The following is a 21,164-nucleotide window of genomic DNA, read 5'->3' as shown; positions in this document are numbered from 1 at the left end:
CCTATAGGGGAACGTTGAGATTGAGGTAGATCAGCTTGGTCGTTTCGCGATTCGAGTCGTAGCGCCTGCTGCCGACGCCAATGCCGTAGGTGAGGGAAGCCTTGCGGCCAAGCTGCCAGAACTGTTCGAGGCGAGCCTCCCACAGCATGCTGTCGCCAAAGCCGTCCTGCTTGTAGCCGCCCGCAGTGACATATACGCGCTGGGCGAACAACTTCTCCGCATAGCGCCACGGCGTCCACTGATACATCGAGCGCAGTTGCGCGACGTAGTCGCGCCGCGGATTGAAGTAAGCAGTGCCATCAAGGGTGTTGCTGCTGGAGCCCACGTCGAGCCAGATCGAGACCTGGTGGCGTGGCTGGTTCATCAGCCGTTCGTACCAGGTGCCCTGCCACTGCTGGTGAAAATTGGTGTCGCTGTAGCGCGATGCGCCATACATCACGTTGAAGTAACGGGCATCGTCCTGCGAATAGCGGGCCGATGCCGTGGCGGCGCGGCCGGTGATGCCAGCCTGGTAGGCTTTCCACGGCAGCGCGTTGTCGTCGGAATCGACGCCGGCGCCAAAACGCCAGTGATCGTTGGGCTGGAAGGCAAGCGTGCCGGTGCCGCCGGTCTTGCCGTGGCCACCGGTGGACTGATGCACCTCGGCAGCGGCTTCCCATCCGTCGCGCCGGAAATCGCCGCCCAGGCCATTGCGTATGCGGCTGACGCTCTGGCCATCGCCGGTGTCGGCGCGTCCCGAGTATTGGTGCGCGAAGACACGCCAGTAATCGGCCATCGGTGACGAGTAGAGGCGTGTGTCAACGCCCCAGGCATGATCCGCCAGCGCCGCGTTGCCGCGCTCGCCAATGGCGTCGATGATCAGTTGTGGACGCTCGTAGACGCGGTACTCGCGCTGGAAATTCTTGACGCTGTTGTTGTCGGGAAAATTGCCGTCGAAGACTGTCGCGACCGCCTTGGCCTGGTCGTACTGATGCAGTTGCAGTGCGGTCTTGCCGATGCCCACGAGGCTCTCGATGTCGCCGGGGTGGTCGGCTTGCGCCTGACGGTAGATGCTCTGCGAGGCGTAGGGGCGCTCCAGTACCAGGGAGCCGTCCGCGCGGGCGGTCAGGAAGGAAGGATCGAACGGGGCCGCCTTGCGCAGGGTCTCGAGCGCCTGCAGGCCCTCTTCCACGTGATTGGTGTAGAGCAGGTATTGAGCCTGCAGCTTCTTGACGCGGCCGTACTCCGGATTGGTCTTGTCGGCGTCTTCTGACAGCTCGTTATGCGCCGGCGTGTTGCGTGCCATCATGGTGACCAGCTCGCGCGCCGCTTCGTAGTGCCCCTGGTCCAGGTAGGCAAAGAACAAGCTTTCCTGCACGTCCGGCAGCGATAGCGCATAGGGCTCGGTGGTCTCCCTTAGCGGCTCGACCCCCGTCTGCAAGGCCTGTTCATAGGCGGCGGCTGCGAGGTCGGGCTTGTCGAGATAGGCGTAGGCATCGCCTGCGGCGACATAGACGGAAGCCGGCATCGGCTCAGGTGCCCGCGAAATCTGCTCGTAGAGTGCCGTTGCTTCCTTCATGCGCCCACGTACCGATAGCGCGGTGAGGCGGTCGGCCTGGACCGCGCGCCTCACCCCGCTGTATTCGTCGTCTGCGGGAATCCGGGCTAGCAGCGCATCGGCCGCGGCCAGCGCGCTGTCGGCCGGAGCCAGCCGATCGGGGTCATTGGAAGCACTGGCTTGCTGCCGGGCCCACCTGATTTGCTGGGCAACCACAAGATGCTCCAGTAGCAGGAGGTCGCGAGGCGCAAATACGTCCGGGCGTGTGGCGGCCTGTTCCAGGGCCAACTTGGGCGAGCCGCCTTCGGCCAGGGCGAATATGCGCTCCCTAAGGCGGTCCTTCTCGTTTGCGAGCGTTAGCTGTTCCGCCCTGGGTGCCGGGTGGGCGTGCGGCGCCGTCGGCCTGGTGGCCTCTGCGGCGCAATGTTCGCGAGCGAACAGTGCGAACAGGACTGCTGTGGTCTTAAGCGTGGTCCGCAATCGCTTGCGGCTCTGCTGAGGTGCATTCACGTTTTGTGTCTCCCCCGGATTGCGATGCTGCTACAAACGAAACGTCCCCCTTGGCGGCGGCATATCCTTGCCGGCGTCGATGCGATGAAACGAGGGGATGGCCGTCATCCGGCGAGCCGGATGGCTTCGTCGCAGCGCAACGCGCTCATCCAGTCCACCGGAACTTGTCCGCACTGAAATCAACCAGATATCAAGGCGCCGCCGGATCGTCACCAGCTACACCCTGTGCTTCCCGTCCAAGGCCGGCGCCGCTGCAACGCTTTGCGCTGCGGCGGCGCGAACCGCCTTCATGCATATATTTCTCGTTTATTCGTTCTGTCTCGCGACCGTCGCCGAGGCGCCCAGTCCTTCCCGGCCATGTCAGAGCTCGCTTCTTCACGCGTTATCGCGTGCCGTGTCGTCGTCTTTGCGCAGTGCATTATTCGGCGATCAAGCACTAACGAGACAGTCGCCAGAAGCACTAGGGGGCCCAGCCGAAAGTGGGAGGCCGATCTAATCCCATTGTCCTGCCCTCTGTCACAGAGAGGACACGATTGCATGCCGAAGGGGGCGCAGGGATAAGCACCCTGAAGAGGGCGGCTAGGTTGAGTGTCTGGGCTGGGGCAAGGTGGGAGTTATCTCTTATGGCGCAGCCGAGACGTGCGACGTTGATCGGTGCCGCGGGCGGGGTGAGAGCAGCGACCGACTCTGGATGGCGGCGGGACGAATGGGAGCGCACGCCAAAGCGGGGGCTGAGATCAATCCAGGATAAGCRTCAACAAGGCAAATGGGCGGCATGTCGATGAGGCTTACGACGAGGCGGTCGAGGCTTGGCGCGATCCGGTCGGACGCGAGCTTATGGAATCCTTGCTGAAGGTAATCTGACTCTCTGCTAAGCGATGCGAGTGATTTAAATTTAATAAGTAAAAAGATACTTTTTTCCAAAAAATTGACTCTTTCGATTGATAATTAGAGTTTATTAAATACAACCAAAGAGATTCAATGTGGACGTGAAACATCGTGATCTTTTCGATGCCATTATTACGTAAGAATATCGTATTGAAAGATCCGTATATCAATATATGTGTGCCGTTTAATACGTCTATTTGGATGTATAGTTATTAACATTTCATTAAGTGCCGAAATGTAATTTTGAGATTGAAAATAAGCATGAAATGCGGGCCAAATCGGACACGATATACGTATAAGACGGTGCGAACACATCCATGCCGCGCCATTTATCAATCTGGTATTGAGTGAAACCTGAGTGACCGAATGGTTAGACCAAGAAGAAGTCTGTCTGGAAATTTGGGGGCATTTCTGTCATTGTCTAGATCGAAATCATTAATTGCGATTCTTTATGCGTACGTGAAACGACTTAAATATTAAGTGATCATGATTCAAGCTCAATTCCAGCAGGATGACTGACACTAATGAATAATTGTTATCACAATTTATTTGTTATCGATTCCCATTATTTTAATGGCTTCTGTAATTCATTTCGACTCCGGAGGCCGTAACATAATGAATTTGCTGTAGTTAGTGGCTGGCAGTGCCGGTGCAAATTGCAAATGTGGGCGTTACGGTACATATTGGATGTGTGTGGGGAAGGCTTCAAATCGCTGCAGGAAAGCCAGAAGGTCATGATGCAAGGCGACAGGTACGCACGCCGCGAACACCAGAATGCTGTAGTTACTGAGGGTGAGCCATTCGGCTGGATGTGACCCATATCCGTATCCGCCGATCGATGGCGTCGGCGCGGTATTGCTCTCTGGCCCCGCGATGATGCTCCGCGTTTTCAATCATCATCGCCATCGTGCCAACGATGTCACGCACGGTGGCTCTTTCTCCACTCGGGGCTGCAGGGGGAACTGGACGCCGCGCGACACGCTCCACCGGCAACTGGCGGAGGCAGAGCAGGCGTTCGAGCGAGGGCAGGCGGCACAAAAGGGCTGCGGGCGGAACTGGAAACGGCCGTACGCCGTGCCGAGCGGGCAGATGCGGAAGYCGCCGCGACCCGCCGGCTGGTGGCGGCCAGGCGCCGGGCGCCGGTGACGCGCACCAAGTTCAAGCCCGGGCCAGCCTGAGGGACGTGGGTGGGGCAGGGTGTCCACCGCGCGATCTGTGGATTTGATTAAAATTTAAGCAGATAGGCCACCTTGTCCTTCCGCCGGCGCGGATCTCCACAGCAGCAATCCCCGGAACAACCTCAATGTTCCCGAATGACGGCGCGACGCTCGATCCCGCGCTCAAATCTATTCACCTGCATCATGTTGATCGAAATCGAGCGCGCGGAAGCCATCACCTGGATCCGCATCCAGATGGCCCAGCATGGGCTGAGCCTGTCCGACCCGCAGGCCGCCGGCTGCTTTGCCGAGCCGCCGCCGACCCCAACGCCTGGTGTGGTGCGCTACCGCAACGCGCACGGGCAGGGCTGGGACGGCCGCGGTGCCATGCCGGACTGGTTGCAGCGGGCAGTCGGGCCAGCCGCCTTGGTGGGGCGGCGTTCGAGGGCTATACTGAAAATCCACCGTCTCGGTGCGCGCGGTGATAGGGCGCGTGCCATCCTCAGCCTCACTGAGATTGTGGAGTGGACGGCGTGATCGGCTTCCACGGAAGTGGCAAGCCAGTCCGAACCGGGCCAGACTGCGCAGTCCGACCTGGTTCGGGCGAACCGATTCGACTTGGGCGAGAGCGGACGCAGTGCGGCGGCGCCGACTGGGTCATGACGAGGAGAGCGAGGATGGCTGCAGCCGGCCAGCCGGCGCGGATTTCGCGCGGCAAAGACCGGAACAATGAAATCTGAATGCACCGCGGGCTGCGGGCCGAGCCAGTTTGCTGAACGGCGGCTGGAAACGGGCTAAAACGGCCGCGAGGGTTAGATTACCGGTAGTTTGGGGTGAGACCCAAGTTCGAGGCGCCAAAAATGGCGTCTTTTTTTGACCCCCGGAAAAATGTGATAGTAGGAGACCGCACCAAAGCGGGCGCTGACTAAGCGGCAATGCGGTGGTTTTCTGCTCTGGCGATGGRGGGATACCATCGTTCAACGTGCGATCGGAGCTGGTCATTGAGCACGGCAGTCCGGATTTGTAGCAGTGCGTGCGCGTGCCGCGGCCGCCAGGCAAAAAAGCGGCAATTCTTATTTTAAATCAGTTGGTTAGTAGGAGATGCGGCGGATTTTTGACGAATCCCGGCCATCCCTCAACAAGCTATATGGCCAGGTGCGTAAGGGCAACATGGGCACGCCCACCGAGGTGCTGGCGCAGTTCCGGGCGGACCTGCGGAGCAAGATGCGCGCGACCGTTGGCCACTCCGGGCTGCCGGACGCGCTCAAGTCGATCGCGGCCGACGCGGTGCAGTCGATCTGGCCGGCCGCCAACGAGGCGGCCGCCGGCGAACTGGCCGCCTTGCGGGCCGAAGCTTGGCTGCCGGCGAGCGAGGCGGAGGCGCAGCGCGACCTGGCGCGGGCCGCGGTGGTCGTGGCGGAACAGGAAACGGCAGCCGTGCAGGCCGGGCTCGACGCTGCGCAGCAAGCGCGCGCGACGCTACAGGGGGAACTGGACGCCGCGCGCCAAGCCCTCGCGGCCTCTCAGGCGCGTCAGGAGGAAGGCACGCGTCAGATCGAGACGCTCGAGCGGCAGTTGCGGGACGGCCGAGGCGCCATGCCGGACTGGCTACAGCGGGCGATCAACGCCGGGCAGGCCGTGGAACATTTCCAGGTTGGGTAGTATTCTCGCGGCGGTGCCGTCCCATGGAACGGCCTGGGCCTTGCATTGCTCGCCAGCTGACCGACCCGGACAATGAGGGGCGACCGGCGCCGCCGGCCCGCAATCCGAAACGGAACCAACCGAATGCCGCACGCAACGCTCCCTCCCCCGATTACACCGCTTGGCTCGCTGGGTTCAAAACTTGGGTCGAGCAGGCACGCCAGCGTGCGGTCCGCTCGGTCACCGGGAACTCATGGCGCTCTATTGGCAGATCGGACGTGACATCCTCGAGCAGCAGCAGCAGCAGCAGGGATGGGGAGCCAGGGTCATAGACCGGCTCGCACGCGATCTGCGGGTGACGTTTCCGGACATGAGAGGCTTTTCGCCGCACAACCTCAAGTACATGCGCGCGCTGGCCGAGGCTTGGCCGCGGGGGGCTTTTGTGCAGCTGGCTGCTGCAAAACTGCCCCGGTTCCACCTTTGCACGCTGCTGGACAAACGGTAGTACAACGAACTGCGCGAATGATATGCCAAGGAGGCCGCCGAGCATGTGGTCGCGTAGTCACCGGTAAAATGCTGCACGTGCACGAAGTCGATGGTCGGCAGTTTGCCGTATCCGACGATTCGAAGTCTGCGCTGGACGCGGGGACCGGGAGGCCATCGACAATGCCAAAGGTCGCGACCGCTGACGCGGCACTGGGCCCCAGTGCACCGGTGACCTGCTTCGGTGCGTGGTCTGCGGGCGCGTGTCCGCCGGCCGGATTCCTGGGCAAGGTAAAGGGGACGGCAGCTTCCGTTCCCCCCTCCCCGCCGCCACGAACAGGACGAGCAGATTTGTCCTGTCTGCTTCGACGAAGCGGAATGGATTTAGGTCGGGCAGCACACAAAAGGTCCGGGCCCGGCCAAAGCAACGTAGCCCTTCGCCCGGGCATAAACTGGAAGGAGGCGGCGGCCGCAGTGTGTCCTGGCGCCCAGAGTTTCTGTTAGCCGCCGGGCAGACTCCCGAGCGTCGCGGGTGCCGGCTGCGCGGCGATAGCCACGTCACGCCGAAGCTGCTTTCTCAAATGCCATGAGTTACATCCGCGCACCGTTCACCGACGATCAGGTCCAGAAGCTCAACGAGAACCAGGTTGGCCTCGGCGGCCCGGTTCTGCGCGCCTTCACCTGCAGGAACAGCGCCGATCATCGCCACGGAGTCGAAGGTGGCGCCCCTGGCATCCTGATTGCCACCAAGTACGGCTGGGTTTGCCCACACTGCAACTACAAGAGGGACTGGGCATTCGCAATCATGGCGACCCGGTTGACTTGCCCGCCGACCGCCATCCAGTCCTTTGTCTATACGACGCCCTCAATCGAGAAGGCCAATATCCTCCTCGGTCAATATGAACGGCTTGCGGCAACCGAGCGCCCCAGCGCCGCCGTGATGGTCGCCTGCATCAAGAATCGCATCGAGGAAATGTCGCTCCCCGGATTCGGCGCTATCGAGCTCGGCGAGATCCCCACTGACGCGGTGGTGAGACGATCAGAAGGACGTAATTACCGGATCGTCTCGGGACAATCACATCTCCAAGCCGCCCTGCGCCTGACTGGCCGCGCGCTGGTGACGGATGCTGTCACCCATGAGCAGTTACACGTCCATGACATCGACGGCAAACTGTTTGCCATTCCGTCAGACGCCCAGGCAGTGCTCGACTCAGAAACACTAAAGGCGATCGAACACGCCAAGGCCGACCCGCGCGCGAGACGCGAGTGAACACACCCGCGAGCAGGTGGCCGTCGCGCAGGAGCGCGCCAGCGCCACCGAGCGCTGCGCGAGATCGACCAGGAGCGCACGCTGCGCCAGAAGGGCGAGCAGGCGGTGGCGGACCTGCGCACTGAGCTGGCAGCGGTGCAGGCGCGGACGCAAGACGCGGCCGTGGCCGGCGCCGAGGAGCGGGCACGACTGCAGGCCGAGCGCGACACGATCAACCGGCAGTGGGGGGCGGCGCAGCAGGCGCTAGCAGATGGGCAGGTGGCGCACGAGCGCCTGCGGGCCGAACTCGAGGTGGCGCTGCGGCGGGTCGAGCGCGCGCAGGCGGAAGCCACCGCGACACGCCGCTTGGTGCTAGCCAGGCGCCGGGCGCCGGCGCGCACCAAGTTCAACTCCGGGTCCGCTTGATGAAGTGATCGAGGGCGGGGTGAAATTTGTCCACCACGCGAGGGGATAAGCCTGTGGACCAGTCGAGCGGGGACTGATGGCCGGCGGTTTCCGTGAGTTTGATTTATTCTTGAGCGACGAGGGTGGGCACGCGATTCCGGGGGAGTGTGTTGCCACAAACCAGCGATCCGCCGGAACAAGCGTTAGGCCCAACGGTCTCTGAAGACGACAACGCAAGGATCCTGTTCCGCAGCCTCCTCGAATCTGTGCACCTAAAATGATGTCGATCGAAATCGAGCGCGGCGAAGCGATTACTTGGATCCGCATCCAGATGGCCAGGCACGGCCTGACCTTGGCGGACTTGCAGGCCGCAGGCTGCTTTGCCGAGTCGCCGCCGGCGCCATTGCCGGGGACAGTGCGCTACCGCAACGCGCACGGGCAGGGCTGGGACGACCGCGGCGCCATGCCAGACTGGCTGCAGCGGGCGGTCAATGCCGGGTAGACCGTGGAACATTTCCAGGTAGATACGGCAAGGGAATAGGCTATTGGGGGTTCGAATCCCTCCGTCTTCGCCGGCAATGGCGGCGGAAGCCCGGAAGATTGCGGTCTTCCGGGGGTTTGTTTCTTTTGGGTTGCTTCGGGCGACCACCCTGCCCGTTGAGAGGAGAATCTACTGTTAGCGCAACTCACACCGCATGCAGAGTGCAGACGTTTGCGCGGCCCGCTGAAATGCGCTTGAAGCCGTGACTTCTGGCGGTGCTTCTTCAGCAGGGATAAGGGAGAATCCCCAGCGCGCGAAATAGGCTGGGGCTACGGTAGACAGGAGATAGGCGTCTCGCGCCTCCGTGCCGCGAGCCCGCATCAAGAGCGCCTCAACCAATCGGCTGGCAATGCCTCTGTCGCGGTATTCGGGCTCAACTGCTACCGAGCGGATGAGGATGGACTCTCCATGGTGCTCTGCCGCTGCGCAGCCAACGATGTGGCCATCACACACCGCAATGTGGAAGGCTTCGATAATTTCGACAACATCCGCGGCAGGTAGCCTGCAACTCTCAAGCAATGTAACGACTTGCTGCCAATCTGAGTGAGAGGCCGAACGTAGTTGAACGTCGGTCAACATAGGAAGTGACTCCAACTTGCGCTTCGTTAGGCTAAGAGAAGCCTGTTGCACGCTCTAGTTATTCAGAAGGCATATGTTTGTCTTCTTCACTTAGCAGCGCGATGGTCATGCGCAACCGTCGGCTGTCATGGTGGTGAGCCTATCACCGAACACGCATTCGGCTTGTAAGCGATTGTGAGACCGCAGCCAGCGGCCCAAGAACAAGGAAGGCACTCCGCAGTGCAGGGGAATGGGGAGCCGACCGCTGAGATTCACGCGCGCCTTCCGAGCGTCCCGAATCCAGGCTGCATACAAGGTCCTTGCACTGCTTTCCGGAGTGAGCCGGCAGAGTCATCGGGTTTGACGGCGCTGGGTGGCGTCGTAGCACCCCTTGAGGGTGGCGCTGAACTAACAAAGCCACAAAGTGCGGCGCGGGATACTTTCGCGCGCGCAGTTAGCCGGCCTCGGTGCAAGCAAAATCGAACAGAATGTCAGATGCCTCGGCGCTACAGTGGCCGTCCCCATGCCGGTAGGCGTTTTAGGAGGTACACGAATGAAGCAGCATCTGGCGAATCCCTGTTGATGGCTGGTGCGATGATCGCGTCCYACCCGCTGTTCGCGCAGCAGGCCCAGCCCATTCAGCCGACCCAGCCGATGCCAGCGACTCAGCCGATGCAATCCAGCCAGGCGGTGCCATCCGCCCAGCCTATGCAAGCAATGCCGGCGGCAGCGCCGTCGGCCCAGGGGGCGCTGTCAGCTGTACGCGATCCCGATGCGCAAGGTGCCGGACAGTCGGCTCAACCGGGCATGGCTCCCGCTCCAGTCGACCCCACGCTGGCCCGCAGCCCCAACCCGTCAATGGACCCCGCCAGCATGAGCCTGGCTCCCGATGCGCTCGGAACGCGCCAATCCTTTCCTCGACGGTGCCTGAGCGCCACCAGCGTTGCCATCGGCGCCGACACGCAGCCGGCGCCTGTCAGCTTTCTTGCACGCTGTAAGTCTCGACCACCACTTCCGAGTGCTGCGTCCGGTAAGCCGGGCAGCGCTCGGCAGGACAGCAGTGCGGCGCGCCGGTCCGCATCGAACGGGCCGCGCATGGATAGCGTCAAGCAGGATGTCCGGTTTACCGACAAACATCTTGGCCGGCGCATTGACTCATCAGAACTGCAACCCGTGCTGACCTGTTGCCTCACGTAGTTTGCTACCAGTCGGATTGTCCGGCGGGAGCAGCGCAACGTGACGAGGCAAATCAGCATGACGATACGCAAGGAGTTGCTCGAAGCGCTGCGAGTGGGGTATCGCAGCGCGGCGTTCGGTGAACAGATCACGATTCTCGATGAGTTCGCGGCCCTGACTGGGAATCACCGCAAGCACGCCATCCAGCTGCTGCGGCAGCAGGGGGGCCTCCGCGGCGACGAAGGCGACACGCGAATGCAATCGGCTGTACGACGAGGCAGTACGCCAGGTGTTGACGGTGTTGTGGGAAGCGGCCGACAGGGTCTGCGGCAAGCGCCTGAAGACATTGATCCCGACGTTGGGTGATACCTTGGAACGGCAAGCCCATCTGGACCTGGATCCGATCATCAAAGCCAAGCTCTTTCGAGTCAGCGCGGCGAGGGGTAATCGAATTAGTTACCACATTGTCTGATTGGCATGGAGGCTTGCTCGGGCGCGCGTGCATCGGCAACGTGAAGGTCAGCGAGGCATATCGGTGCGGGGGACAGCAACCGGCATGTGGGCCGCAACCTGATCGAGCACCACCTCGGGTTCGTCGGCTTCGGTGTCCGATTCGTTGTCCAGCCTGCGACGCATCCGTTCGACATCGAGGTCGCCGGTCCATTTCGCGACCACCACCGTGGCCACGCCGTTGCCGATCAGGTTGGTCAGCGCGCGGGCCTCGGACATGAAGCGGTCGATGCCGAGGATCAGGGCCAAACCGGCGACCGGCACATGCCCCACCGCCGACAGCGTGGCCGCGAGCACGATAAAGCCACTGCCGGTGACGCCGGCGGCGCCCTTCGAAGTGAGCAGCAGCACGGCCAGCAGCGTGATCTGCTGCGTCAGGGTCATGTCCGTGTTGGTCGCCTGAGCGATGAATACCGCCGCCATGGTCAGGTAGATGGACGTCCCATCCRGGTTGAACGAGTATCCCGTGGGGATTACCAGGCCGACGACAGACTTGCGGGCGCCGAGGTTCTCCAGCTTGGCCATCATCCGCGGCAGCACGGATTCGGAGGACGACGTGCCCAGCACGATCAGCAGTTCCTCTTTGATGTACTTGATGAACTTCCAGATCGAGAAGCCGTGCAGGCGTGCGATGGTACCAAGCACGATAAAGATGAACAGCAGGCAAGTCGCATAAAACGTCGCCATCAGCTGGCCAAGCTGCAGCAGCGAACCCACGCCGTACTTCCCAATGGTGAACGCCATGGCGCCGAACGCGCCGATGGGAGCGACCTTCATGATGTAGCCGACGATGGTAAACAGCACATGCGAGAACTTCTCGATGAAATCGAACACCAGCGTGCCGCGGCCGCCGAACTTGTGCAGCGCGAAGCCGAACATCACCGCAAACAGCAGCACCTGGAGAATCTCGCCCTTGGCGAAGGCATCCACCACGGTACTCGGGATCACGTTCAGCAGGAAATCCACCGTACCCTGCATCTTTCCGGGCCCGGTGTAGGCGGCGATGCCCTTCGTGTCGAGGGTGGTTACGTCGACATTCATGCCGGCGCCGGGCTTGACGATGTTGATGATGATCAAGCCCACCACCAGCGCAATGCCGCTCACGACTTCGAAGTACAGCAGCGCCAGCCCGCCGGTCTTGCCGACCTTCTTCATGTCCTCCATGCCAGCGATGCCCACCACGACCGTGCAGAAGATGATCGGGGCGATGATCATCTTGATCAGCTTAATAAAGCCATCGCCCAGTGGCTTCATCGCCTCGCCGGTGTGCGGATAGAAGTGGCCCAGGAGGACGCCGACGACGATCGCGGTGATGACCTGGAAGTAGAGCGATCTGTAGAACGGCTTCGGGTGATTGTTCTTATCCATGAGTGTCTCCGTCATTGCTTCGCGATCACTATCAGCGTCTAGATGCTTGCCGCGTACGCTTGATGGCCTGCGGGTCAGCTTGAGCGCACTGGAAAGCCGGGGCCRCATGCGCAGCCCCCTTCTGCCTGGCCTGCTTCGCCGCCTCGAACGCGGCTGGGGCGACACTGGCGGCGCGCGGGCAGGTCGCCCGGATCGGGCCGCAGGTTTCGCATGCGCGCCGCGATTGCGTGTCATGGCCAGTACTGACTGGCCTATCCATCGCCGTGCCGCACCGCGTGGAGATGGGCGTGCGTCGCCATGGCTGTCTCCTGGTGATGGTCCATCCCGCGTTCATGGGATCCGTCAAGTGCGCAAACCGGGTACTGTCGCGCAAAAGGCCGCCCCTGATATAGCTTCAGTCAGTCGATCGAATTCCCCCATCGATTCGCATGGCGAGGACGAATGAAGTGGCGCCGCCTCGAGAGGAAACGGCGTCAGCCGTCCTGTCCCCAGCAACAATGTTGGGAAAACCGCCGTTCCAGTATTGGATAGGGGGTTTCGAAAGTCAAAGGAGCGTGCCGCGTTGTCGTCAAAGGAAGGACATTGCAATCCGGCCTGCACAGGTCTCAAATGGAATACGCTGGCGCAGGGTCACGAAACGCGTGGTCCCACCATGCCGAAGCGGACGGACTTCCCAGGTGTCGGTGACAGCTGCGTACCGATGGCAGCGGCACTGACGCTCTGCCTGACATCTGGATCTGTACGTCAGCGCGGCCAGCATGCCCAGGCCACGAAGCCGCTGTCGGCCGATGCGCCCGGTGGCGATGCCGGAATCGTCTAGCCATGTGTCGACGCTGCGCAGGCGGTTGAGTAAAGCGCCGAGAACGGTTGGAGAACGGACTTCCGCGGTTCTTTCCACGACCTTGGGAAGCGGTGTAACTAGCACTTATGGCTTTTTCAACATAACCAAAAATGGACAGTCGACAAGGCACTGTTAACTTGCCGATAGCGAGCCAATGCAGTGGCACGCGGGACCGCCGCTCACAAAGCAGTTGACGGATTTTTGGCCACGTCGGTGAGTTCGTGCCAGGCAGCGAATCTCGCAGCGAGGTGTTCGGGATGCTAATGGAAATCCCGCCCGACCCGGCTCCCCAGCCTTTCCCATTTCGGGACCGGATACCACATCCTTATACAGCCAGGGGCCAGACCGTAACCCGCGAATCCTTATGCCTATAGGATACTTTTGGGAGCGCCAGACTGATCAAGAAACTGGACCTTCTGGACTTCATCGGTGGATGGCTGGACGCAAAATTGGTAGGTGGTATGACTCCATGCAGCAGAGATCGTGTGACTGCTCGAAGTAGGCGAACCGACGAGCCAAATGGTGCCGTGCTTGTCAAGGACAACGCGACGCAGAGCGAAGCAGTTGTTCTCGTTGGCGATGGCTACGGCAACGATACGGCACTTAGTGAATTCCTCTTCAAGGGACAGGATGTGCGACCGAAGGGACTGAAAGGTTTCTTTTGCAGTCATGGATTGGCTTGCCGCTGTTGCGGATGAGCGCTCTGATTTACTGTCTTTGGGCCTGCGGGTTCGGTGACGCCTGTTTTTTCGTACTGAAGAACGTCATTGCCGCCTTAGTGGCGCCACAGGGGGACTTGCTACTATCTTCATCGTCCGCAAGTTCTTTAGGTGAGTATAGTTAACGCGCTCCCTCATGGCGAAGCACTAAGGTGGCCGCCCGCACGCGATACTTCCCTTTAGGGACACACGCCATGAAAGATTGAGGCACAAGCAGACTGAATACGGTGGAACCGTTCGGCGCCGCGGCGAAAGCTCGGAGTTTCACTGCGGCAGCACGCTCCCCGCCATCAAAATGCGATAGACCTCGCCGGCTATCCCAGCAGATGTCTTCGCGCTTCCAATGAGGCGTTCGCAGGTATCCTGCCGCAAGGTTGACGTGATCCTATTGGCAAGCTGGGGCCGCTGCTCGAGGTCGCTAGGCCACGGCCAGGTCGCGCAATTGAACATTGTGGAGTCCTGCCGCTGTGGCTGCTGCGGGAAGGCTCTCAAAAGGGCTTTCACGGATCTTTGGCAGGGAACCATTATTTGCTGGCTGGCTGGCTGAGTGGCGGCAATGCGCAGGGCGATTCCGCGAACGTCGGATGAGGGATTTTCTGGGATGTAGTCAATGCGGACGCGTCGCCCGGAGACTGCGGGGCCCGCGCAGTTCGCTGCGCGGGCTGTTTGCTCTGGGCACCTCGGCGTAAGTGCTACGCGTAATCGCCAAACCTATCTGGGTCGTCCGGCATCGTCCATTTGACGGCCTTTTCTTCGACGTCTTTTGCCTGTTTCTGGACTGTGGGCAATGTCGTGTGGGGTGCGAACTCCGAGATTAGCTGAGATTTTGGTACGTTGATGACTTCCTCGCCGTCTTCGGACCAACATTTGAACCTGACGGTCATATGTGACTCCGGTTAGTGACTCAATCGCTCTTRCATTGGAATGCACAGGGGCGAACTATCATAATAGGTCGGATATATGAGAGTTGGCTGACGTCAATAGCGACAGGCAACTGGGGCAGTCCGATTCTGCCGGCGCGTTGTCGGACCGTTGCTCAAGGCAGAGATTCCTAAGAATCCGCCACCGTCGTTGCGGGTGCGTCTGGGCACGCCTCGCAAGCCATTACCAGCAGCGGAAGCCGTCTTTTCAGGAACCGGCAGTCGCGGACGAGACGTAAGCCTAGTCCGGTGGCAATGGAATAGATTCCATTTTTATATCCAGCGGAGATGCGGCAGAAAATCGCCGTGCTCCTCTATGCCGACTCCGCCTCTGCCATATAGCAAGGTCATAACCTTATCCTTCTCGGATGATTTGCAGCCCACAATCATGAGAAGCTCGCCTTGCGACAATAAGGCCGCATGTCGGGCTAATCGAGGCCCCCGATCATAAAGCCAAGGCCATAGGTGGTGAGACTACTCAGCGGGTCAGAATGGTCGCCGTAGTATCCGGCGAGAGCTATACCCAGTACCGCGCAGATAACATATCCAGCCATCGAAACTTCGGGTCGGAATGTGGTATGGCTGCTATCGGCAGCCGGAAAGCCCTCGATAGGCTTGAGGCCTCTGCCCATGAACCACGGACCCGTTACGTAAGTTGGCGCCCTTGATAGGGCAAGCACCTGAGTCCAGCCATTTCTGGCCGAAGCAGCATCTGCGAAACGAAAATAGAGAAGGGTACGCATAGCAGCACCTCGGTTATCCGGGCACAACTGCGCTCGGAGGATTGAGACCCATGGTGTCAACGTTGGTTGGTACAGCCGGACAGGAAATCCGCGATGGCAGCGTCAGAAATCCGTTTGTAGGCGCGATAGCACCAAAAGTGATGTTGATGCAGCATTGGACTGCTGCTTCGACGCGAACTAGCTCAAATCTGCAATCTGCTTGTTTTGCGGATCGAATTGACCGGGTTGCGCAGTCTTGCGACCTTCATCTGGTTGTTCACTCTGGCGCTTTCTCGATGTTGTCGAGCGCTTTGTCGGGGCCGGAGGTACGGGGGCGTACTTCATGAGTGCCTTGTCGTTGCTTATGGTCTGCTGTCATGTCACTTCTTAAGAATACGCTCTTGCGACTAGATTCCCAACAAGGGTTACTCAACTGGTGGGCGCCCGACCAACTCCCTTGCCAGTTGCGCCCACTGGCGAGAAAATGGCCCTCCCTGTACTTCGATGCGTTCACTTATCGCCGCGACGTCAGGTGGCCGAAAAGGATCCATAATACGAAATCAGCATTCCTGAGCTGAAGGCATATGAGCCGATTAACGCAGGTGTTGCTTGAATATCACGAACGCAGCAAGCACCGTGTCGACAGCTACGCTCCCGGTCCCGAAGGGCTCGACTGGGCAACCCAGCCAGACCCGTTCCGGGTGTTTCAAGGCACACCGCGGATTGCTCTTCCATTGGTCGCGGACACCTTGGCCGCACGCTACAACGAGCTGCGCTGCGGCACTCTGCCTCCCGCGCAAAGATTCAGTCTTCGTACCCTGGCAATCCTGTTTGAACTTTCACTCGGCCTGTCAGCGTGCAAATCCTACGGTGCTCAGCGGTGGTCACTGCGCTGCAATCCTTCGAGCGGGAATCTGCATCCGACCGAGGGCTATCTTCTGTGTCCGGCTCTGCCCGGCTTGGCTGGCGGGGTCTACCATTACCTGAGCCGCAACCATGTACTTGAACATCGCGCTGAATTGGATGATCCTCGATGGACCGAGGCGTTTGCAGGCGGCGGTATCCTGGTCGGCATCAGCTCGATCCACTGGCGCGAGGCGTGGAAATACGGAATGCGCGCATGGCGCTACTGCCAGCATGACTGCGGCCATGCTATCGCGGCAGTGAGTTACGCCGCGGCAGCTCTCGGCTGGCAGACGCGGCTGGTGGAGGCGGCTGCGGATGACGCGTTGGCCGCATTGCTTGGATTGAACCGCCGCGAGGATTTTGGACCGGCCGAACCAGAGGTGCCAGATGCCCTGCTTTGGATCGGCAATCCTGAAGCACAGCCGGACCCTAGGTGCCTGCAGGCTGCTTTGGATAAGGCGCACTGGTACGGATACGCGAATCAACTAAGCGCGGGACATGAGAGTTGGCCCGACATCGATTCGATCCATCGCGCCACGCACAAGTCTCGTACTCGCGAACCGAGCTCGCCAAATCCGGAGCCGCACCGGTGGTCCGCGACGCCCGCCCTTGATCTGAGCTTTGCCCGAATCGCTCGGCAGCGCCGCAGCGCTGTGAGTTTCGATGGTACGACGCGCATCACCGCCGCGGCTTTTTTCGCCATGCTGGCATGTCTGTTGGTACGTAGCGACACGCCACCGTGGAATACGCTGATGTCTCCAGTCGCGGTGCATCCGGCGCTGTTGGTGCACCGCGTGGACGATCTGGAGCCGGGCCTGTATGTGCTAGTGAGACATTCCGGGGCGCTGCCTAGCCTCAAGCAGGCTATGCGCCCGGAATGGCTGTGGCAAAAGACTGGACCGGACCATCTGCCGCTCTATTTTCTGCTACCTTACGATTTACGCGCAGTGGCAAAGTTGATCTGTTGTCACCAGGACATCGCCGCTGATTCCTGCTTTGCGCTGGGAATGATCGCAAATTTCGAAATCGCCCTGAAGCAACCATGGCGTTATCGCCATCTTTTCTGGGAATGCGGAATTCTCGGCCAGGCGCTCTATCTTGAAGCAGAAGCCTCCGGAGAGCGCGCTACGGGAATTGGCTGTTTTTTCGACGATGAAATGCACGCCATGCTGGGAATCAAAGATCACGCTTGGCAAAGCCTGTATCACTTTACCGTCGGTGGCGCCATGGTCGATCAGCGCTTGTCTACATTTGCACCGTATGAGGTTCAGCCGCGCCGCGAACGCAGCGAACCAGGCGCTCGAATTCCGCGCGGGCATTGGCCACGAAGCTACCCATCATCATCCGCTCGGTAGCAAGCGCCGATGTCAGGATAGTCCAGCCATTGTTGACTTCCCCGGGTTTTGTCGCGATAAGGAGGTGGTACCAGCGAGGAGTAGCCGGGGTGCTGCGCTTATGCGGCCAGCGAGTAAAATTGCTCAGCAGCGGACGGACTACTCCCCTTTGGGGCGACCATCTGCCTTTTGCAGATCATGCGCATGGTCTCGATGCCACCCAGGATAATGCGGGCGAAGCGAAAATTCTGGAATCCCAGCATCGGCCTGACCCGGCGTTTGATGGACCGGTGGTCCTGCTCGACGAGGTTGTTCAGGTATTTGTTTTGCCGGATCTTGATGGGAGTTTCCCTTTTAGCGTTGATGGCCTGCAGGGCTGCCAGATTGGCGCGGCTCTTGCCCACCGTGACAGTCTGCGGAGCCCCGTTCTGGGCGATGGCCTTCTCGAAGAAGCGCCGGGCAGCGGCCGTGTCACGGCGTGCACACAACAGGAAATCAATGGTCTTGCCGGCCTTGTCCACAGCCCGGTAGAGATACTTCCATTGCCCCTTTACCAGGAGGTAGGTTTCGTCCATGCGCCAACTGGTGCCCACCGGACGCTGATGCCTGCGAAATGCCTGCTCGAACACCGGTAGCAGCTTGATCACCCAGCGATGCACGGTGGAATGGTCCACCGAGATACCGCGTTCGGCCATCATTTCCTCCAGATCCCGCAGACTTAGTGAGTACGCCACGTACCAGCGCACGCATAGCAGAATCACGTCCAGCGGGTAGTGCAGGCGCTTGAGCACCTTGGCAATCCCTGCCGGCAGGCTCTTTCGTGGGCGCTTCGTGTGATGGCTCATCTTCTGGCTTCGGGTTTCGCGACCGCAAATTCTACTTCGGCACCGTTACTGCGACGGAACCCTATTTCCCCGTGCTGCCGCGTGTTGGCCAGGGGCGAGCGCAGATCTTCAGCAGTTCGCCCACCGGGGGCAGTGAAAGCATGGCGTTGATGTACCTGCTTGCTATCACCGCCGCCAGCCGATCCATCGATCTATCATCCGCCTATTTTGTGCCTGACGACCTGACACTGAAAGCACTGCTTGCCGCGCTGAAACGCCGGGTCAGGGTTCGCATTATCGTGCCGGGTGAACACATGGACTCCGAGACCGCGCGGTCGGCTTCTCGCTCCCGCTGGGGCCAACCTTTGGAGGCCGGCGCCATCATTGTCGAGTACCGTCCCACGATGTATCACTGCAAAGTGATGATCGTCGATGGCTTGCTTGTCTCGGTCGGATCGACGAATTTCGACAATCGCTCGTTCCATCTCAACGACGAGGCCACGCTGAATATCCTGGATCGTGAATTTGCCGCCGAGCAAACAAGGACATTCGAAGAAGACCTTGCCCTGTCCAAGCCGACGTCGTTCGCTGCCTGGTCGAGTCGACCCTGGCGTGAAAAGCTCTCTGATCGCCTCGCGTCGATCATGAAATCACAACTATGACAGCGAAGCCGGATTGACGTCACGCGCCAAGCATCATTCCGGCCTTGTCCTCGATCTGGAGTACCCGGCGCGCGAAGATCCGTTGTCTGCGGACGTTTCGAATGTCTATTGGATGGGGCCGGACAACGGCCGCAGTTGGCTGACTCTGGCGGTCCTTCACGATCATCGGGCAAGCAACATGACCGTGCGCAACGGCCGATGAACCGACAAGCGCCGCCGACGCGCGAGTGGCCGTTGTTTAGTGTTGAAGCGACGCTCGAGCGTCCGAATGGACCACCGGGCCGACGGCCGGAACTGGCCGTCAACGGTCCTACGTGGGCGCATTGAACCCCTGCGGCGCACGGCTAGTCCAGCGAATTCCGGTTTCCTACAGCAGGACATTCGATTTAGGAAGCCTCCGGGTCAATGGCCGTCAACGCATTACCCATGGWGRACTTCTTGGACGAATCGGGGCACGCCTATCAATGTGCCTCGTTGTCTAGGCTGTTTTTAGATGTCAGTCGGCTGGCTAATTTGAAATGTCAGTGCGGTCGTGCTTTTTGTGGTTTAGCCGTAACGCGGTCAAGCTGGCCGGAAGGGGAGAAGCCAGCACAGGGTGGGGCGGTGGTGCCGGCGATGGCGCGCTCCAGATCCAGCCGATTGATCAGCCGCTGGCGCTTGGTGTGSAGCGCAGGCTGGTGTGGCCGCGGGGGCTCGCCCGACAGCGTGCGCGAAGGCCCTGCGGTTTGCCGGCTGTCACGCAACGCCTGGACCTTGGCCGCAATGGCCAGCACATGCCCCAGCCGCTTGTGCTCCACGATCGCGCCCTGGTCGATCTCGGCCAGCCGGTCATAGGTGGTGTAGGGCAGAGCGATGCCATCGGCCCACAGTTCGATCCGCCCGTCCGGATATTCCGCCACCTCGAGATAGCGGTGGATTAGCCGTCTGAGCTCGGGCCGATCCTCCAGCAGGTACATCACCTTGTCGTACTGCAGCGTCAGGCTCTGCGACACCTTGCGCCATTCGCGCCAGGTGAAGATCCGCGTCAAATCCTCGTCAACGCGCAGCGGCCGGTGGGCATCGAAGTCGCTGCGCGGCGGCTTGCCAAAGCGGGCATTGAAGTCGGCGATAAAGGCCGGCGCAAAGGCATTGGCGATTGGCATGGTGCTAATGCCGCGCAGCCGCAGCTCCTTGACCAGCCGGTCCTGCAGCGTGCCGTTCATCCGCTCCACACGGCCTTTGGCGGGGCTGGTGTTGGCGCACAGGATGTCGATGTTCAGCTCGTACAGGGCCCGCCCAAACTGCGTGTAGCCGCGCCCTTCGGCTGCTTCCTGGCGATTGACCCGGAAGATGCTCGCCTTGTCGCTGTAGAACGCCATCGGCTTGCCATGGTGCTCGACATAGGCCCGCGTTGCCTCGAAGTACGCCTGCGTCGATTCGGTCGGCACGAACAGCAGCTGCATCAGCCGGCTGGTGGCATCGTCGACATAGACCAGCAGCGTGCAGGCCGGCGCCCGCTCCTCGAACCACGCATGGTCGCTGCCATCGATCTGCACCAGCTCGCCCAGACAGGCGCGGCGCCTGCGCGGCTGGTGGACCTTGGGCGGGCGCAGCTTCCTCGGCACCCAGAAGCCAGCGTCGATCATGATCCGGCGCACGGTCTCCTTGGCCAGCGTGATGCCATGGCGCTCGCGCAGCTTCTCGCAGGCCAGGGTCGGGCCGAAGTCGGCATAGGTGTCGCGGATCAGCCTGCGGACGCGCGATTCGAGCCCGGGCGGCAATTGATTGTTGCCCGGCAACCCTTGATGGCTATTTAGCAAACCAGGCGCACCGACGGTCTGATAGTGCCGCAGCAGACGCAGCGTCTGGCGTGCCGTGAGTCCCAGCCTCGCTGCCGCGATACCGGTCTTGAGAAAGCCGTCCGCCAGCGCCTGAATGATCTTCAATCGATCGATTTGCCGCATGGTCAGGGGGATGGTGTCCGGTGCCATGGCAGCCTCCAGTAGACTGGAAACCGCTCAGGTTACGCTTGGCAAACTCGGACATTTGAACTTGGCTATAAACGGACATTACAACTTAGCCCTGACATCGTTTGGTAACATTCTTGGCACCTATGGCCTAGTGTTGCGTTGGTTTTGGTTTTCAGGTTTTGTTGTATTTCAGCCGGAAGACGGACGGATTTTCCACAGGGCCCCACTTTTTTGGCTAGCACGTGTTGCGTGCCCGTGGCACCC

The 21,164-nt window shown here is 60.6% G+C and carries 14 protein-coding genes and 1 pseudogene; 9 read left to right on the top strand and 6 right to left on the bottom strand.

Going from position 1 to position 21,164, the window contains the following annotated elements; all coding sequences use genetic code 11:
* Position 1: 1 nt before the first annotated feature.
* Positions 2-2,047 (bottom strand): poly-beta-1,6 N-acetyl-D-glucosamine export porin PgaA, encoded by a 2,046-nt coding sequence (pgaA, locus tag AC1DKD_RS07930; protein WP_441632647.1) that lies wholly within the window; start codon positions 2,045-2,047, stop codon positions 2-4.
* Between the two features lie 2,249 nt (positions 2,048-4,296).
* On the opposite strand from pgaA, the gene AC1DKD_RS07925 reads away from it, so the two are divergent.
* The 6 genes from AC1DKD_RS07925 to AC1DKD_RS07900 all read left to right on the top strand — a co-directional run bounded on the left by AC1DKD_RS07925 (position 4,297) and on the right by AC1DKD_RS07900 (position 8,372).
* Entirely contained in the window at positions 4,297-4,629 is a 333-nt protein-coding gene (locus AC1DKD_RS07925; protein WP_441632645.1) for a hypothetical protein, read from the top strand.
* Between the two features lie 564 nt (positions 4,630-5,193).
* Positions 5,194-5,754: a DNA-binding protein gene (locus AC1DKD_RS07920; RefSeq protein ID WP_441632643.1), complete on the top strand. Its 561-nt coding sequence runs from the start codon at positions 5,194-5,196 to the stop codon at positions 5,752-5,754.
* Between the two features lie 232 nt (positions 5,755-5,986).
* Positions 5,987-6,238 carry a DUF1016 N-terminal domain-containing protein gene (locus AC1DKD_RS07915; RefSeq protein WP_477143168.1) on the top strand — a complete coding sequence of 84 codons (252 nt, stop codon included), beginning with the start codon at positions 5,987-5,989 and terminating at the stop codon, positions 6,236-6,238.
* Positions 6,239-6,802: 564 nt separating this feature from the next.
* A complete protein-coding gene (locus tag AC1DKD_RS07910) occupies positions 6,803-7,486 on the top strand; it encodes a hypothetical protein (protein ID WP_441632640.1) in 684 nt (227 codons plus the stop codon).
* A gap of 105 nt (positions 7,487-7,591) precedes the next feature.
* On the top strand, positions 7,592-7,891 hold the full coding sequence (locus tag AC1DKD_RS07905) for a hypothetical protein (RefSeq protein WP_441632638.1): 300 nt from the start codon (positions 7,592-7,594) through the stop codon (positions 7,889-7,891).
* Positions 7,892-8,147: 256 nt separating this feature from the next.
* Positions 8,148-8,372 (top strand): H-NS histone family protein, encoded by a 225-nt coding sequence (locus AC1DKD_RS07900; protein ID WP_441632636.1) that lies wholly within the window; start codon positions 8,148-8,150, stop codon positions 8,370-8,372.
* A 174-nt stretch (positions 8,373-8,546) separates the two neighbouring features.
* Here the strand turns inward: AC1DKD_RS07900 and AC1DKD_RS07895 are convergent, their stop codons facing one another.
* From AC1DKD_RS07895 to AC1DKD_RS07885, 3 genes are all read right to left on the bottom strand, one after another.
* Positions 8,547-8,990, bottom strand: a complete 444-nt coding sequence (locus AC1DKD_RS07895; protein WP_441632634.1) for a GNAT family N-acetyltransferase — start codon at positions 8,988-8,990, stop codon at positions 8,547-8,549.
* Between the two features lie 1,137 nt (positions 8,991-10,127).
* A complete protein-coding gene (locus AC1DKD_RS07890; RefSeq protein WP_441632632.1) occupies positions 10,128-10,562 on the bottom strand; it encodes a hypothetical protein in 435 nt (144 codons plus the stop codon).
* Between the two features lie 102 nt (positions 10,563-10,664).
* On the bottom strand, positions 10,665-12,023 hold the full coding sequence (locus tag AC1DKD_RS07885; RefSeq protein ID WP_477143167.1) for a dicarboxylate/amino acid:cation symporter: 1,359 nt from the start codon (positions 12,021-12,023) through the stop codon (positions 10,665-10,667).
* A gap of 3,786 nt (positions 12,024-15,809) precedes the next feature.
* Between AC1DKD_RS07885 and AC1DKD_RS07880 the strand changes: the two genes are divergently transcribed.
* Positions 15,810-17,486, top strand: a complete 1,677-nt coding sequence (locus tag AC1DKD_RS07880) for a SagB/ThcOx family dehydrogenase (RefSeq protein WP_441632628.1) — start codon at positions 15,810-15,812, stop codon at positions 17,484-17,486.
* Positions 17,487-17,584: 98 nt separating this feature from the next.
* Here the strand turns inward: AC1DKD_RS07880 and AC1DKD_RS07875 are convergent, their stop codons facing one another.
* Positions 17,585-18,310: an IS6 family transposase gene (locus AC1DKD_RS07875; protein ID WP_441632626.1), complete on the bottom strand. Its 726-nt coding sequence runs from the start codon at positions 18,308-18,310 to the stop codon at positions 17,585-17,587.
* A gap of 38 nt (positions 18,311-18,348) precedes the next feature.
* Between AC1DKD_RS07875 and AC1DKD_RS07870 the strand changes: the two are divergent.
* A pseudogene (locus AC1DKD_RS07870) lies at positions 18,349-18,951 on the top strand (phospholipase D-like domain-containing protein); the annotation flags it as partial.
* Positions 18,952-19,472: 521 nt separating this feature from the next.
* On the opposite strand, the gene AC1DKD_RS07865 reads toward AC1DKD_RS07870, so the two are convergent.
* A complete protein-coding gene (locus AC1DKD_RS07865) occupies positions 19,473-20,921 on the bottom strand; it encodes an ISNCY family transposase (protein ID WP_441635318.1) in 1,449 nt (482 codons plus the stop codon).
* Here AC1DKD_RS07865 and AC1DKD_RS07860 point away from each other — a divergent pair.
* On the top strand, positions 20,920-21,164 hold a 245-nt coding region (locus AC1DKD_RS07860; RefSeq protein ID WP_477143166.1), incomplete at its 3' end, for a hypothetical protein. The two genes, AC1DKD_RS07865 and AC1DKD_RS07860, sit on opposite strands and share 2 nt — an antisense overlap.

Source organism: Cupriavidus sp. 05T313 (genome assembly GCF_056396665.1).
Note: the sequence above shows the minus strand (reverse complement) of the source record. Positions and strands in the feature narration are given on the sequence as shown.